Annotated in this window: 14 protein-coding genes; 8 read left to right on the forward strand and 6 right to left on the reverse strand. The window is 33.6% G+C overall.

All coding sequences use genetic code 11. From position 1 onward, the window contains the following. The first annotated feature begins 130 nt into the window (after nt 1–130). Together LOK41_RS11035 and LOK41_RS11040 are read left to right on the forward strand one after the other, a co-directional pair. Entirely contained in the window at nt 131–859 is a 729-nt protein-coding gene (locus LOK41_RS11035) for a glycosyltransferase family 2 protein (protein ID WP_241816500.1), read from the forward strand. A 6-nt stretch (nt 860–865) separates the two neighbouring features. Continuing rightward, nucleotides 866–1216: a DUF2304 domain-containing protein gene (locus LOK41_RS11040; RefSeq protein ID WP_241816501.1), complete on the forward strand. Its 351-nt coding sequence runs from the start codon at nt 866–868 to the stop codon at nt 1214–1216. 223 nt (nt 1217–1439) lie between these two features. Here the strand turns inward: LOK41_RS11040 and LOK41_RS11045 are convergent, their stop codons facing one another. Next, nucleotides 1440–2723, reverse strand: a complete 1284-nt coding sequence (locus tag LOK41_RS11045) for a glycosyltransferase family 39 protein (RefSeq protein WP_241816502.1) — start codon at nt 2721–2723, stop codon at nt 1440–1442. Between the two features lie 429 nt (nt 2724–3152). On the opposite strand from LOK41_RS11045, the gene LOK41_RS11050 reads away from it, so the two are divergent. From LOK41_RS11050 to LOK41_RS11065, 4 genes are all read left to right on the forward strand, one after another. Beyond that, nucleotides 3153–4391 (forward strand): glycosyltransferase family 39 protein, encoded by a 1239-nt coding sequence (locus LOK41_RS11050; protein ID WP_241816503.1) that lies wholly within the window; start codon nt 3153–3155, stop codon nt 4389–4391. Between the two features lie 145 nt (nt 4392–4536). After that, nucleotides 4537–5259 carry a LicD family protein gene (locus LOK41_RS11055; RefSeq protein WP_241816504.1) on the forward strand — a complete coding sequence of 241 codons (723 nt, stop codon included), beginning with the start codon at nt 4537–4539 and terminating at the stop codon, nt 5257–5259. Nucleotides 5260–5315: 56 nt separating this feature from the next. Further along, nucleotides 5316–6770, forward strand: a complete 1455-nt coding sequence (locus LOK41_RS11060) for an oligosaccharide flippase family protein (protein ID WP_241816555.1) — start codon at nt 5316–5318, stop codon at nt 6768–6770. A 73-nt stretch (nt 6771–6843) separates the two neighbouring features. Then, nucleotides 6844–7665, forward strand: a complete 822-nt coding sequence (locus tag LOK41_RS11065; protein ID WP_241816505.1) for a glycosyltransferase family 2 protein — start codon at nt 6844–6846, stop codon at nt 7663–7665. A 132-nt stretch (nt 7666–7797) separates the two neighbouring features. Here the strand turns inward: LOK41_RS11065 and LOK41_RS11070 are convergent, their stop codons facing one another. Beyond that, nucleotides 7798–8736, reverse strand: coding sequence for an SDR family NAD(P)-dependent oxidoreductase (locus LOK41_RS11070; RefSeq protein WP_241816506.1), 939 nt, complete (start codon nt 8734–8736; stop codon nt 7798–7800). 55 nt (nt 8737–8791) lie between these two features. Then, nucleotides 8792–9364 carry a TetR/AcrR family transcriptional regulator gene (locus LOK41_RS11075; RefSeq protein WP_241816507.1) on the reverse strand — a complete coding sequence of 191 codons (573 nt, stop codon included), beginning with the start codon at nt 9362–9364 and terminating at the stop codon, nt 8792–8794. Between the two features lie 129 nt (nt 9365–9493). Between LOK41_RS11075 and LOK41_RS11080 the strand changes: the two genes are divergently transcribed. Beyond that, a complete protein-coding gene (locus tag LOK41_RS11080; RefSeq protein ID WP_241816508.1) occupies nt 9494–11086 on the forward strand; it encodes an ABC-F family ATP-binding cassette domain-containing protein in 1593 nt (530 codons plus the stop codon). 53 nt (nt 11087–11139) lie between these two features. Here the strand turns inward: LOK41_RS11080 and LOK41_RS11085 are convergent, their stop codons facing one another. Then, entirely contained in the window at nt 11140–12015 is an 876-nt protein-coding gene (locus tag LOK41_RS11085) for a TetR/AcrR family transcriptional regulator (RefSeq protein WP_241816509.1), read from the reverse strand. 148 nt (nt 12016–12163) lie between these two features. Between LOK41_RS11085 and LOK41_RS11090 the strand changes: the two genes are divergently transcribed. Further along, complete coding sequence (locus LOK41_RS11090) at nt 12164–15280, forward strand: efflux RND transporter permease subunit (protein ID WP_241816510.1); 3117 nt, start codon at nt 12164–12166, stop codon at nt 15278–15280. 25 nt (nt 15281–15305) lie between these two features. Here the strand turns inward: LOK41_RS11090 and msrB are convergent, their stop codons facing one another. Both msrB and LOK41_RS11100 read right to left on the reverse strand, forming a co-directional pair. Then, entirely contained in the window at nt 15306–16271 is a 966-nt protein-coding gene (gene msrB, locus LOK41_RS11095; protein ID WP_241816511.1) for a peptide-methionine (R)-S-oxide reductase MsrB, read from the reverse strand. 103 nt (nt 16272–16374) lie between these two features. Continuing rightward, nucleotides 16375–17403, reverse strand: a complete 1029-nt coding sequence (locus tag LOK41_RS11100; protein ID WP_241816512.1) for an AI-2E family transporter — start codon at nt 17401–17403, stop codon at nt 16375–16377. Nucleotides 17404–17598 lie beyond the last annotated feature (195 nt).

Here is a 17598-nt window from a genome sequence, read left to right on the forward strand (position 1 = left end):
CTATTTACAAAAATTACATATCTTGTCCTTTATTTTGTTATAATTTTAATGGTATATTAAGTAAAGTGTGCTTAAATTAGCTTGTTTCATTTAATCTCATTAATCATTTTATATTAAGGATGGTGCAAAAATGTCTGTTGAAGTACCAATTTCAATACCGAAAACGCTGATTATTATTCCTGCTTATAATGAAGAAGAAGCAATTGGAGATACATTAACGAGGCTATTAGAACTGAAAGAACATTTCACACAATTAGATATTTGTGTTATTAATGATGGTTCACGCGACCGAACAGCAGAAATTGTAAAAGAATTCCCAGTTAACATTGTAAATTTACCATACAATTTAGGAATCGGTTCTGCTGTACAAACTGGTTATAAATATGCGGATGTGAATGGATACGACATCGCGATTCAATTTGATGCAGATGGTCAACATAATCCTGAGGACTTATACAAAATTATTAAACCTATCGCTGAAGATAAGTGCGATATGGTACTTGGTTCACGTTTTACCGAAAAAACGGCTTATAAAGGTAGCATCTCGCGTAGAATTGGCATTTTTTACTTTACGGCCTTATTAAAATTACTAACAAGACAAACATTTATGGATCCAACATCTGGTTATCGTGCAATTAACCGAAAGGTAATTGAAATCTTTTCTTATAACTATCCAAAGGATTACCCAGAACCAGAAGTTTTAATCCACTTAAAGAAAAAAGGCTTACGCATTAACGAGATTTCTGTAAATATGCAAGAAAGACAGGGCGGACAATCGTCTATTACTCCTTTAAAATCTGCATATTACATGATTAAAGTAAGTCTCGCTATATTAATGCAAAAAATTGTGAAAGGCTGATCATATATGTCAATAGTTACCTTTTCATTTATCTTTATTCTTTTGATGTTTTTGGTTATTATTAACTCCATCCGTAAAGGAGCTTTAGAAACAAAATACTCAATTCTATGGATCTTTGTTTGTATATCCATGGCTATCTTAAGTTCTACTGATAGAATTATAAATTGGATTGGGAACCTACTGAAAGTAGAATATCCACCATCTATTTTATTCTTGTTTGGCTTGCTGTTTTGTTTCATCCTAATTTTTGATTTAACTCGAAAATTATCAAAACAACATCACCAACTTGTAACATTAACGCAAGAGTATGCTTTATTAAAACAAGAATTAATAAAAGAAAAAGAGCAAGCAAAATAAATTTTAAAAGAGTTTATTTTACAAAACCCCCAAAAAAAAGACTTTTAAAAGTTCATTTTTTTGGGGGTTTTTCATATATATTTTCTTTCAATACGTCCTAAAGTAAGTATATATCGTACATTCAGAGAATGAAATAGCCAAGAGGCTCTTTCTTATATGGCAAGTCTACTAATAATTCCTCTTTAATAAAGGATCATATATATTCTAATTTTATATTTCAGTACTACTTAGATAATAGATTTTTACCTAAATTCCTTATAGCCATAAATGATGACGTCACACCCATTCCTATCATAATAAATAGTAACGGCATAAGAGGCAACGCATATCGATTATAAGCAAAATACAAGCAATTAAAATATGTTTGAAGAACAATTAACGCTAGTAAGAATACACATTCTTTCCACTTAGAAGTAACCAATAAAAATGTGATAATCGTACAAATTACGAACATTACCTTAATATAATCATAAATCACTTTCATATCTTTTCCATCAATATCAAAAATATAAATTTGATGGTATGGATAATAGTATGGAATATCCCAAAAGATTTGTGGTTTTAAAATTAAATAGCTTTTTAACATAGATTTTTTATCTGTTTCCCACCAAGTTTTCATACGTTCGGTTGCTATTTTTTGTTCCATCTCCATCCATTTATGCGCTTCGATATCTGGATTTTCACTAAATATTTCTTTTTCAATCTCTTCTATACTTTTTCCTCCTGGATATCCTTCACCTTGATATGTACCTAACAACATTGGATTTCCAGAACCAGCAGTCAACGGAATAAATTTATCAAATTGGATATAGTTTCGCACCCACCAAGGACCAAGCACTAAGAATAACGCTACTATACTAACAAGCAGCTGCTTCATCATAATTTTAAACGGATATCTCTTTATTACTAAATAACCGAATAAGAAAATTGGATAGATTGCAATTTGAACACGGAAAAATAACGCTAAGAAGTAAAACAATAAAAGTATAAGAAAATCTTTCATTGAATGACTATCAGCTAATTTCAAACTCCAATAAAGAAGGCCCAATGATAAAAATAAAAATGGACTCTCCGTCAATGTTAAGTTATCTATCACTATTTCAGGTGGATATATCGCTAATAAAAATGCACCTATTAATCCAACAGCAGGATTAAATATACGCTTTCCAATCAGAAAAGTCATAAAAATACTTAGGATCCCAAATGAAATCATTGTCATTTTGGCTACAAATATACCTAATTTCGCCTTACCAAATATGAAAAAGATTGTGGCAAGTAGAAATGATTGCCCTGGCATGATATGAATAGTTGGTTGATCTGCCTTATGGTATGTAAGCATTCCACTCTCTAATAGACGCATCGCGCTAGCCTGATACCCTACATCATCACTAACAATATTTAAATTTACTCCATATTTAACTAAAACAGTCCACCTTAATAAGAATCCTAAAAAAAGAATACCTAATAATGGTAGAAAATACCTTTTTTCTGTATATTTCTTGAACAAATGAATTCTACTCCTTCAACTTATGATATGCATATAATCAAATTAAACTGTTCAAAATGCTAACAAAGAAAATGTCGCTTTATGTAGTACACGGTATCATCTTCTAGTTCTATTGTTTAAAACTTAAAATACACTGCTTCCTTACATATCCTTTCATCAATATTTTATCCACTTTTTAATTTCATTTATGTGGAATAAAAAACATTTTGAGCAAACCATCCTTACAAATTCCTAAATACCATTGTAAGTGTACAGCGTATTTGTGTCCATATAACTACTACACATAAGTCTATAATTAAACGGATATAAAAACTCTCCCTCGTACTTTAGCATTCTTGAACTTTGGAAAAGCTAGCCATATTTTCAAAAATAATCTATAATTTAACTTTGAGAATCATTTTAAAGGACAGGAAGTGAATCATATTGCGAATGTACTTAAGTAAATTCCCTAAATCATTATATATAATTTTAACATTATCACTAATATTACATATTTTTTGCTTAATAAAGCAACCTGGTGTAGACGCAAAAATAATTGTTAACGAAAATTTTGGTGCAGTCGACGCTTATAATTATACTTTAACGGCTAAGCAACTTTTAGAACATGGTATTTTTGGATTCGTTTATCTCGAACCAAGCGATCCACCAGCAAAAAACGCTTATGTTACACCAGCGCAACCTTTACTGCTTGCCGGGGCTATGATTATATCAAAGATAACACATATCCCATATTATTATGTAGCTACTGGATTTAACTTAATATTTGATTTACTCACTATACTCATTCTTTATTTAATTGGAAAAGAGTTATTTGAAAGAAAATTATACGGCATTATTGCAGCTGGGTTGTATGCTTGTTACTTTAGTATTTACCAATATTTCCGCATGCTTTTAACAGAACCACCTTCAATGTTTCTGTTATGTTTATCTATATATGTTTTCATACTATGTTGGAAATACAATAAAACAAAATACCATGTTTGGTTTGGAATTGTAGTCGCTATTCTATTAATGTTCCGTCCGAATCCAGCTCCTATGCTTCTTATCCCAATCATTGTTGTCATTTACACCTATGGAATTTGGGAATCTATCAAAATCGGTCTACTATGGTGTATTGGTCCCTTCTTCATTATTGGTTCCTGGGTATTAAGAAACTGGATTTCTTTACATGAGTTCATCTTATTTTCAACACAAGGCGGTAACCCATTACTAGCTGGCGCAAATCCATTCTTTAGATCCGCCGATATTGGTCAAGATATGATTGCTGCAGGATATACAGATACAACTGTTTATGCAAAAGAGCTCATTAAGCAAGGTTTTACTACTGACTTTACTTATTGGTTCTCATGGTTTACTGTTGGGAAAACAATTGAATTATTCAAAACACCATCTTGGGTAGATAATTATTCCATCTATCCAATGATCAAAATATATCATCAATTTTTAATCGTTATCGCTGCGCTAAGCTCCTTATTGTTTATGTTAAACTCTTTTAAACATAAACGTTTTATGTTATTGGTCGCTAGCTTGATTATCTATGTAGCAGCTTCCAATATATTCTTACCTATTAACCGATACGGGTATTTCGTAATACCAATCATATGTCTAATCGCTTCCTATGGAATTGTACGTATAATACAATCACTTTCTAATTTAAAATATAGATAACATAAATGCCCCAAGTGGACTTGGGGCATTTATTCATCTATTCCCCTAATTAACCAATAGTTGATTTACAAAGTTTATATGCGGTACACTTATATCCGTAGTTATTGACTACTAATATCAATTTATTTAATGTGGAGGACATCTCTTGAAACTTATACAACGGATTAAAAACAACCCACTTTATAGCAAAATCAAATCAATCCCTGTTATCCAAAACTATTCTCAAAATAAAACACTTCGTATTAGAAGAGCAAATATGGAACAGTATGGATTAAAATCACTGATTCTAATGCAAGAAGCTTTTGAAGCTGCAGGTCATACATTCTGGCTAGATTATGGTACTTTATTAGGCGCTGTACGTGAAAAAGACTTCATCGGTCATGATGATGATATTGATGTTGGAGCTTTTTACGTAGATGAAAATATGAGGCAAGCTATTGAAGACCAAATGAAACAAAGAGGCTTTATAAAAGAACGAGCATTTATGATTGATGGAAAAACTGTAGAGGAAACATATGTTTATCATGGTGTATATGTAGATATTTTCTACTACTTTAAAGAAGCTGATGATAAAGTATGGTATTATTTCTTTGAAGGTAGCAAAAATGTAACGTTTACAAATCATGAAACATATCGTGTTTCAACTGGTTGGAAAACAAAGAGGGCAATCTCTACATTTACAGATATGGGAACAATCCCGTTTAAAGGTGAAACATTTGCTGTTCCTAGTAATTATGAGCAGTATTTAACAGACAATTATGGACCAAATTATATGATTAAAAATGCAGATTGGGATTCTTCTAACTCTGCTTCTAATATTGAATTACTTCCTATAGAACATGCAGAAGGAATCTATTTCAATAATTAATACAATGATCATGAAAGATACGTATTTAACTTTCATTTATGTGGAAAGGTGAAATTATGCAAAAGTCACTTGTCTCAAATATTTTCTATAAAATATTGCTGAATACCTTTAATATTATTCTCCCAATTCTAGTAGGACCTTACGCATACAGGATGCTCGGTGCCGAATCAATGGGAACTGTTAACTTTGCTGAAACGATTTTTAATTATTTTTTCATTTTTGCTGTATTTGGTGTATATCAATATGGATTGCGTGAAATCAGCTTAGTAAAAAATGATAAGAAGAAAGTTGCACAATTGTTCACGAGTTTATATGTAATTAACGTTACAACAAGTATTCTGGCTTTAATAGCATTTTCACTCTTTAGCTATATTGGCTATGGGAACCAAGATTTATTTCCTGTACTTCTCATTTTCGGATTTAATTTCATTGCTAATTTATTCTATGTAGAATGGTTTAATGAAGCGCATGAGAATTATGATTTCATTACGAAAAAAACCGTTATTGTTCGTCTGATTTATGTTGTGCTTCTTTTCACTTTTATTCATGGAGCAGATGACTATAAGCAATTTGCCGGTTTGTTAGTTTTATCAACATTTTTAAACCATTTTATTAGTTTTATATATGTGAAGCGCCAAGTTAAGTTTGATTTTTCCAATTTAACAATTGTTCCACATTTAAAACCTTTATTTTTAGTTGTTATTTTTTCAAATGCTAATATTCTCTACACACAGCTAGATCGCCTTGTTTTAGGGGAATATTCCGGAAAAGCTGCAGTTGCTTTCTACGTAATGGCCTTTCAAATCATGACCATTATTAACACACTTATGTTAAGTGTTGTACAAGTTACAATTCCAAGGCTTTCTTATTTATCAGGCAATGCAACTGAAGGAGAATATGAATCCTTACTAAATAAAATTTCAAAAGTATATTTCATTACGTTATTCCCAGCTGCTATTGGTTTAATGCTTATCGCTCACGGAGCTGTTATTATTTACGGTGGAAAAGAGTATGCTGCTGCTGGTGACACATTAATGGTTTTCGCATTCTATATGATTTCAGTAGGAATTGAATCTATTTTATCCAACCAAATTATTTATGTGAAAAAGAAAGAAAGTATTTTAGTACGCTTTTTATTCATTTGCGGTTTTATCAACCTTGTATTAAATTTCGTACTCGTATTTTTCCGTATCCTTACACCAACAACAGCAATTATTACAACAACGATTGCTAACTGTACATTGACTGTATTGGAATATATTTATATAAAAAAGAAATTGAAAGTAAATTACACATTATTCGATATGCAAAAGCTAAAATATCTGTTCTATTCACTAACGTTTTTACCAATAGCATTCTTAGTGAATACGGTAATTTCAGGACAAATTCTACAAGTTATCGTCACAATGTTAGCATGCGGATTAGCTTATGCACTTATCCTATTCCTAGCAAAAGATGAGATTCTCTTTATGTTGTTAGACAAAATAAAAGCAAGATTCAAACGAGCTTAATGCAATATAACACAAACGTACAAACTCTTTTCTAAATATAAACAAATGAACCCTCTTTAAGGAGCTGTTATAATTGAAATTTTCTTTAATCATGGCCACTTGCGGCAGACGTGATGATATTATTGATCTACTAAAGTCGTTAGAAAAACAAACATATAAAAATTTCGAACTCATTGTAGTTGACCAAAATGATACACCTATTTCTGATCTCTTTGAAGACTACAAGGAGAAATTCGCTATTAATTATATTTATACACCTATTAAAGGATTATCCCGTGCCCGTAATACAGGATTAAAAGTAGCAGATGGCGATATTATTTCTTTCCCAGATGATGATTGTATCTATGAAACAAATGTGTTAGAAAGCATCCTAGAAACATTTAATGACGATAAGGATATTCAGTTCATATCAACGAATACTACAAATGTTGAAGGGACAGGCTCATTAGTACATGCGCCAGAAACAGATATTATTTTAAATAATAAATATGGATTCATGGGGCCATCTTTCACACTATTCTTTACGAAACAATTTGTACAAGATGTTGGTACATTTGATGAAGATTTAGGTGTTGGATCTGGAACAATTTACGGAGCTGGTGAAGAAACTGATTTCGTACTGCGCGGTATGAAAAATGGATATACAGGACTATTTAGAAAAGACCTATTCGTATACCATCCAGTAAAAGAAGAAGTGATTAATGAGCAATCATTAAAAAGGGCTATTTCCTATGCCGGTGGTTTCGGAAGAGTAATTCGTTTACATTATGGCTTCCCTTACTTTTTACGCGCGGTTGCAGCCGCTACATTCCGTATGACACAAAATATTTCGAACGACAAACGTAAATTCCATGCAAATCGTTTAAAAGGAATCGTTCGAGGGTATTTTAAATAGAAGAAAAAGAAGAGCAACCGTTCAATATTAGAACAGTTTGCTCTTCTTTTTTATCCTGCATTAACGGGCAGCTCGATTGGTGAGGGCTGATAATTAGTGGGGAATCGAGTCCCCACTGATTAAAATTCCACTTTATCTAGTTTCTCTCTCTAAAAACGAAATCGTCTCCTTTAGTCCCTCACGGTAAGATGTCTTTGGCACTTTACCGACATACCTCTCATACTTTTCTCCACTTAATACAACCGGTTCTTCTGTCAAATATAACATTTCTACAAACTCTTTCATTTGTTTATCAAATAGGCCAATCATTCCGATCATACGTTTTTTTACAGTCATTATAGGTTTTGTATATCCAGTTAATTCTCTTATATGCCTAATCATTTCTTCCCCTGTAATTACACCTGATCCTGGTATATTCCAATTTTGCCCATATGCATCATCACGTAATGCTAATTCAACAATAGCTTTAGCTCCATCCGGTGTAAAAATATATTCCCTAGCAAGCTTCTTATCCCCAACAAAACTAGATATTTTATTTGCAAGAACACCTTGCAGTGTATGATGAACGAGTGTGCTTTCCGCATTTGGTCCATAAAAGTCTGGAAAATGAGCAATAAGTACCGGCACCTCTGCTTGCTTCGCCATCAATTCAAGCTGTAAACGAATTTTCCCCTTCTTTGTATGTGGATTCTTTACAGCTTCTTCCGTTACCTTCCCTCTTCCTTGTTTTCCATACGCATAAATATTATCTACCATCGCTAATTTAGCACCGTGGCGCTTCGTCGTTTCTAATATATTTGTTAGTAACTCTGGCTGCTTTATCCCCCAATCTGTATACGGAATATTTACAGCATGAAATATAACATCTACACCTTTAGCAGCTTCCATTATATTTTCTTGCTTACATACATCTCCTGCTACTATTTGTATTCTTTCTTCCCCGCAAAACAAGTTTTCTAGCTTTCCCTTATTTCTTGCAAAGGCAATTACATCAATCCCTCTCCCACATAGCTCCTTTGTAATTGCATACCCCATTGCTCCAGATGCTCCCAATACTAACGCCTTTTTCATCATCATATCCCCCTTTAATTAACCACTGTTCAATTAATGTTAAAAAGAAAATCACTTAATTAAGAAGTGACTTTGCAATAAAATTCACATGCACTTTAGCTAAATCTTGTACATCTTCAAACGTTTGACCACTTCCACAATAATGCGCAACAAATCCATGTAATGATAAAAAAACAGACCATACTGTCATTGCATTTATATTTCCTTTACATAAAGAAGATATAACAGAAGCGAACTTCTCATAACTAACATTTGGTCCATCTGCTAAACATTCTTTTAATTCATCATCTTTAATCAAGAACATGATTTCATAATGACTTTGATTTCGTAAACCAAATTCAATAAATCCAAATAAAACTGCTTTTAATTGCTCTTCCTGTTTTAAATTTAGAGCATTAATTTCATCTAGTGTTTCATTTAATAATTGAAAATCTTGTTCAATCATCGCATAAAAAAGCTCTGCTTTATTCTTAAAATGATAATAAATCGAACCATGACTATATCCTAATTCTGCTGCAATTTTACGCATGGAAGTATGCTGATAGCCTAATTTTATAAATAAATCCCTCGCTGCATTCATAATCATTTCTCTTGTTAATTCTTGTTTAACTGCCCTTCTTGGCGACATCTCTCATACCTCACAATTTAATTAACCGCTGTTCAATTACATTATATCCCTTTTCCAGAAAAAAACAATCCTATTTTTGAAAAAATATACATTTTGAAAGGATGGTATTATCTCTAAGAATTTAGTATCATGATTCAAGATACTATTTTGAAATGGACGGAGGACACTATGAGCTTATTAACAGTTGAAAATTTAGGTCATACATTTGGTGACCGCACACTATTTAAGGACGTATCAATGCGTTTATTGGCAGGAGAACATGTTGGATTAGTTGGCGCAAACGGCGTTGGTAAATCAACATTTATGAATATCATTACTGGACAGCTTATCCATGATGAGGGACGCGTAGAATGGACACCTGGTACACACTATGGGTATTTAGACCAACATACAATTTTAACACCAGGCAGAACGATTCGTGACGTATTAACAGATGCATTCTTACCTTTATTTGAAAAAGAAAAAGCACTCAATATTATTACAGAAAAAATGGGAACGGCTACACCAGAAGAATTGGAAGAACTTCTAGACCAAATGGCAGAAATACAAGATGCACTTGAAGCAGGTGGCTTCTACTTACTAGATATTAAAATTGAAGAGGCTGCACGTGGTCTTGGAATTGATGCAATTGGATTAGACCGTGATGTTTCTGCATTAAGTGGTGGGCAGCGTACAAAAGTATTACTTGCCAAATTATTACTTGAACAACCAGAAGTACTATTACTGGATGAGCCTACCAACTATTTAGATGTTGAACATATTCAATGGTTAACAAATTACCTGAAAGAATATCCACATGCGTTCCTTTTAATTTCCCATGATACGGAATTTATGAACAAATGTGTCGATGTTATTTTCCATCTAGAATTCTCAAAAATGACGCGTTACACAGCGACATATGAAAAATTCCTAGAGCTAGCTGAAATCAATAAAAATCAACATTTAAACGCTTATCAAAAACAACAAGAATTCATTAAAAAACAAGAAGATTTTATCGCCAAAAACAAAGCCCGTTATTCTACAACAGGTCGTGCAAAGAGTCGTCAAAAGCAACTCGATCGCATGGAGCGTATCGATCGCCCAGAAACAGCAATTAAACCCGAATTTTCTTTCAAAGAATGTCGCGCAAGCAGTCGCTTTGTCTTTGAAGGTGAAGATGTAGAAATTGGATACACACATGCATTATTACCAAAACTAACGATGACAATTGAGCGTGGAGAAAAGATCGCTATTGTTGGATGTAATGGTGTTGGTAAATCAACATTATTAAAAACAATCCTAGGTAAAATTAAACCATTAAGCGGGAAAACAAGCCTTGGTGATTTCTTAGAACCAGCATACTTCGAACAAGAAGTAAAAGCTGAGAATTTAACGCCAATCGATGATGTCTGGAATACATTCCCAAGTCTAGATCAGCACCAAGTTCGTGCAATGTTAGCACGATGTGGTTTGAAAAACGAGCATATTTCTCGTCCATTAAGCCAATTAAGCGGTGGAGAGCAAGCAAAAGTTCGTTTATGTAAGCTAATGGGTGAAGAGAGTAACTGGCTACTATTCGATGAGCCAACAAATCATCTTGATGTTACAGCAAAAGAAGAACTGAAAAAGGCAATGAAGGCATACAAAGGGACCATTATTCTTGTATGTCACGAACCAGACTTCTACCAAGATTGGATAACAAAAGTTTGGAACGTAGAAGAATGGGCACAATCTAACAGCTAATAAAAAGGGGATCTACTAAGATCCCTTTTTTATTATGAATATATTCTTCTCTCTTACATAACTTTTATATGATAGTACCCAGCTAGTCTCAACCGAAAATCCCTCAAGTCATCATAAGATTTTAAATTAGCCAGCATTCCTTGAATAACTGGGATTCTTGGATTTGGCACTCTCATTTCAGCTTCCAAAACATCTAATGTAACTAGCAATTCGTCATTTTCTAATTGATCTGCTAGGGTGCGTTTGAATGTAACAATCTCCTGTAAAAACTGCTCTTTCACCTGCTCTTTAATAAGCTCTGAACTACAAAAGAATTGCCCCAGCTTTTCTTCATGTAAAACAGGTATATCCTTAGATTGTACAAGGCCCTCCACAAGATCATCCATTCTCTTTAAAATAAATGATGAAACATGGAATAAATCTATTTCAGCTGCGTTTAAAATAATTAGCTCTAAATAACCTCTACATATCCCTTCTACCATAATAACCAGATCTAAAAGATATGGAGTAACCTGTTCGCCATAAATTGATAATAAACTATTTCGATAAAATGCATGTGACTCTAGTTTCATTCTCATCATAAATGCTTCTACTTCTTTATTAAAAGGAATTGCGCTTTCCCTTGCATGCATAATAATAAATTCCTTATGCTGTTGTACATCACTAAACTGACAATATAATTGTTTTTCAAATTTTTCACGTGGTAATAACGATTCGTTGTCAAGATCCATCATCTTCTTATGGATTTTGTCATAATAATACCTGAGTGTCGCTAAAAGCAACTCATCCTTTGATTTAAAATATAAATAAAATGCTCCCTTCGATATCCCGCACGCTGTTACAATCTCTTGCACCGATGTTGCGTTTACACCTTTCGTTGCAAATAACTTCATTGCCATTTCTATAATTAAACGTTCTTTTTCTTTCATAGTTTCTCTCCTAATTTAATCTCGCATCATAAATTTTCAACTTAACTTTATTATACCATCCCTTTTCATTGACGACTGACCACCCAGTCAGTTATATTATGTATTAGACTGACCAGTTGGTCAATATACGTTAAAAGGGAGCGCAAACATGAACAAAATCATTAACTTTTCGTTAAAAAACAAGTTCGCAGTTTGGCTATTAACCATCCTCGTTACCGTGGCAGGAATTTATTCTGGGCTTAATATGAAGCTCGAAACAATCCCTGACATTACAACACCTGTTGTAACAGTAACAACGGTTTATCCTGGTGCTACACCAGCGGAAGTAGCTGATAAGGTATCAAAACCGATGGAACAGCAACTGCAAAATTTGAGCGGAGTCAATGTTGTCAGTTCTTCCTCTTATCAAAATGCCTCTTCTATTCAAGTAGAGTATGACTTTGATAAGAATATGGAGAAAGCTGAAACCGAGATTAAAGAAGCACTTGCAAATGTAAAATTACCAGAGGGCGTAAAAGACCCAAAAGTTTCTCGAGTAAACTTTAATGCCTTTCCTGTTATTTCATTAAGTGTAGCGAGTAAAGATGAATCTTTAGCTACCTTAACTGAAAAAGTTGAAAAAAATATTGTCCCAGGATTAAAAGGCCTTGATGGCGTTGCATCTGTTCAAATTTCAGGACAACAAGTAGATGAAGTACAACTTGTCTTTAAAAAAGATAAGATGAAAGAATTAGGTTTAAGTGAAGATACAGTTAAAAATATGATTAAAGGCTCTGATGTATCTTTACCACTTGGCCTATATACATTCAAAGATACTGAGAAATCAGTTGTTGTAGATGGAAACATTACAACAATCAAAGCTTTAAAAGAAATGAAGATCCCTGCTGTTCCTTCAGGAGCAAATAGTCAAGGTAATCCAGGTGCAGAAGCTCAAGCACCTCAAATGAATCCAGCGATATCTGATGGTATCCCAACTGTTACATTAGAAGAAATTGCTGATATTAAAGAAGTTGGGAAGGCAGAATCTATTTCCCGTACAAATGGAAAAGAAGCAATTGGTATTCAAATTGTTAAATCTGCTGATGCAAACACTGTTGATGTCGTAAACGCAGTCAAAGACCAAGTTAAGGAATTTGAGAAGAAATATAAAGACTTAGAAATCATCTCAACATTTGACCAAGGTGCACCAATTGAAAAATCAGTTGATACTATGCTTAGCAAAGCAATCTTCGGTGCTATCTTTGCTATTGTCATTATTATGTTGTTCTTACGCAATATCCGAACAACATTGATTTCTGTCGTTTCTATACCACTCTCCTTACTAATCGCTGTTTTATTACTAAAACAGATGGATATTACACTTAATATGATGACACTTGGAGCAATGACCGTCGCAATCGGGCGTGTTGTCGACGATTCAATCGTTGTTATTGAAAATATTTATAGGCGCATGTCCTTATCCGGCGAAAAATTAAAAGGCATGGACTTAATCCGTGAAGCAACAAAAGAGATGTTTGTTCCAATTATGTCTTCTACAATCGTAACAATTGCCGTCTTCTTACCCCTTGGACTTGTAAAAGGTATGATCGGTGAAATGTTCTTACCATTTGCTTTAACGATTGTATTCGCACTATTGGCTTCACTACTTGTAGCAATTACAATTGTACCAATGTTAGCTCATTCTTTATTTAAAAAAGAAAGTATGAGAGAAAAACAAATTCATCATGAAGAAAAACCAAGTAAATTAGCAAATATCTATAAGCGTATACTTGGTTGGGCATTAAACCATAAAATCATTACATCTAGCATCGCTGTTCTTCTATTAGTAGGTAGCCTTGCACTTGTACCGATTATCGGTGTTAGCTTCTTACCATCTGAAGAAGAAAAAATGATTATTGCAACGTATAATCCTGAACCTGGGCAAACTTTAGAGGATGTTGAAAAAATAGCAACAAAAGCTGAAAAGCACTTACAGGATAAGAAGGATGTAAAAACAATTCAGTTCTCATTGGGCGGAGAAAACCCAATGAGCCCAGGTAACACAAATCAAGCTATGTTCTTTGTTCAATATAATAATGACACAAAAAACTTTGATAAAGAAAAAGAACAAGTTATTAAAGATTTACAAAAGATGACAGGAAAAGGTGAATGGAAAAACCAAGACTTTGGAGCTAGTGGCGGTAGCAATGAAATTAAGCTGTATGTATATGGAGATAGCTCAGAAGATATCAAACCTGTCGTAAAAGATATTCAAAATATCATGAAGAAAGAAAAAGACTTGAAAAATATCGACTCTAGTCTTGCAAAAACATATGTAGAATACACATTAGTCGCAGATCAAGAAAAACTAAGTAAAATGGGTCTAACTGCTGCTCAGATTGGAATGGGTCTTTCTAATCCACATGATCGCCCTGTTCTTACTACAATCAAAAAAGACGGTAAAGATGTTAACGTATATGTAGAAGCTGAAAAACATGATTATCAAACAATTGATGATTTAACAAATCGTAAAATTACAACACCACTTGGAAATGAGGTGGCTGTAAAAGATGTTATGACTGTAAAAGAAGGTGAAACATCTAATACAGTAACTCATCGTGATGGTCGTGTTTATGCAGAAGTAACTGCTAAATTAACATCCGATGATGTTTCGAAAGCATCCGCTGCTATTCAGAAAGAAGTCGATAAAATGGATCTTCCTTCTGGTGTAGATGTTTCTATGGGCGGTGTAACAAAAGATATCCAAGAATCATTCCAGCAACTTGGATTAGCAATGTTAGCTGCAATTGCCATTGTATACTTCGTTCTTGTTGTTACATTTGGCGGTGCTCTTGCGCCATTCGCAATTTTATTCTCACTACCATTTACAATTATCGGCGCCCTTGTTGCCTTACTAATTTCAGGTGAGACATTAAGTGTATCAGCAATGATTGGGGCTCTTATGTTGATTGGTATCGTTGTAACGAACGCGATTGTTCTTATCGACCGTGTAATTCATAAAGAAAATGAAGGTCTATCGACACGCGAAGCTTTATTAGAAGCTGGTGCAACTCGCTTACGTCCAATTCTAATGACTGCAATCGCAACAATTGGCGCTCTTATCCCACTTGCACTAGGATTTGAAGGCAGTGGATTAATTTCTAAAGGCCTTGGAGTAACCGTAATTGGTGGATTAACAAGTTCAACATTATTAACACTACTTATCGTTCCAATTGTGTATGAAGTACTCAGCAAGTTTAAAAAGAAAAAGAAAATCGTAGAATAAAGAAATAACCTCGCTGCATGCGAGGTTATTTTTTATTATTAAACAAAATTAGAAAATCTCCATAGCCTTCTTTCTCTAATTCCTCTTTCGAAATAAAGCGAAGTGCCGCTGAATTAATACAATAGCGAAGGCCATTTGGGCCTGGTCCATCGGGGAATACGTGACCAAGATGAGAATCTCCTTCCTTACTTCTTACTTCCGTACGCGTCATATTGTGACTAACATCCATTTTCTCTTTTACACTAGCTGACATAACCGGCTTCGTAAAACTTGGCCAACCACATCCACTATCAAATTTATCTAAAGAAGTAAAGAGTGGTTCTCCAGATACAATATCCACGTAGATACCTTCCTCTTTATGATTCCAATATTCATTTTGAAAAGGCGGCTCTGTACCATTTTCTTGTGTTACATAAAATTGCATATCTGTTAATCGTTCTTTTAAGTGTGCGTTATCTTTCGGCCAATGTTTTTTAATAAAGGCATCCCGTCCTGATCCTTGACGATATAGTTCATAGCGAAAAGAATTTTTCTTATGATATCCCTGGTGATACTCTTCAGCAGGAAAGAAAATAGCAGCAGGAAGAATTTTTGTTGCAATTGGTTTTGAAAAACGCCCGCTCTCAGCAAGTGCTGTTTTTGAAGCTTCCGCTTGTTCACGTTGCTTCTCATTATGATAAAAAATTACCGTTTCATAAGACTGTCCACGATCATGAAATTGACCACCAATATCTGTCGGGTCAATCTGTCTCCAATAAATATCTAACAACTTTCCATAAGGCATTTTATTCGCATCAAATGTAATTTGTACTGCTTCATAATGCCCTGTCGTTTCTGAGCATACTTCCTTATATGTTGGGTTCTCTTTATGCCCACCTGTATAACCTGAAACAACCTTAATGATACCTTCCATCTCTTCGAATGGTGAAACCATACACCAAAAACATCCTCCAGCAAACGTAGCAAGTTCTATATTTTCATTTACAGCCATTTATTTACTTCACCCCTATTCTTTCATTCTTCTTACAGTATTGCATATATATATGGAAGTTATAAAAGAAAAAGCATCGGCGCCCGATGCTTTTTCTTTCTCTCTATTTTTCGGCAAGCTCTTTTTCATCACTCGTCACATCTAACACATCTAAAAGGAACATGAAGACCGGAATACCAATAATTAGTCCCCATACACCTAAAAAGTGTTCTGAGAAAATTAATACCATAAATGTATAGAAAATCGGTAAATTTGTTTTTTGTGACATAAATTTAGGATTTAAAACATAACTTTCAAGTGCATGAATAACAGTAACAATTATTAAAATATAAACTACATACGTAATACTACCAATATTATAAGCAATCATACAAAGTGGAACGAGCGAAATGATTACACCAGCTACTGGAATCAAACCGAGTAAGAAAATCATTAACGCTAAACCAAGTAATTGTGGAAATCCTAAAATCCATAGTGCAATTACTGATAAAATACAATTAACAATTGCAATTAAAAACTGCGCTTCAATTACCTTTCCAAACGAACGAGCGAATTTCTTCCCAAAGTATTCAATTTCATTATAAAAAATAGCCAGTCTACTCTCTTTAAATTTAGCGGTAAAGGCCACAATACGAGCTTTCTCCAACAAGAAGAATAAACTCAAAATAAGAGAGAGTAAAAATTGCAAACCAAATTTTCCAACATTGGCAATAGATTTATAAAGAATATCTACACCTTGCCCTACATATTTTGAAAGCTCCATATGGTTAATTGCATTAATTGAAGCCTTTATAATCTCATTATCTGGTGGATTTTTAAGAAACACATTGAACTGGTAGATCAATTGTGAGATTTGCACCGTCAATACTGGTAAATATTTAAATAACGTGATGGAAATTCCACCAACTAACATTACATATAAGAATGCTATAATAATCTTTCGATTAATTGGCATGAAATGATTCAATTTTCGAGAAATAAACTTTTGGAATCGATCCATTAAATACGTAAGAATAAACGTAATTAAAATTAAATTGAACATGCTTTTTAGCCCATATAACATAAGAGCTAGCAAGAGTAATACAAGTAACCTCTGAAATCCTTTGCTTTGAAACAGGTTTTTCATTTGCATAATTGACGAGTGATCTCTCCTGTCCTATAAAGTGAAACTTTACAAAGTGGGTTTTCTTTATCTCCCACACAAATTTGACGTTTATGAATATCCTCTACCTATTTCTTTGCTTTCGCTAGATTTAAGCTCGGGATACATGATGTTACCTTTCTATTTTACAATACAATGTTCCTTTTCAGAACGTATTCTATAAAG

It is taken from the genome of Bacillus sp. TL12 (assembly GCF_022625245.1).
Classification (GTDB): Bacteria; Bacillota; Bacilli; order Bacillales; family Bacillaceae_G; genus Bacillus_A.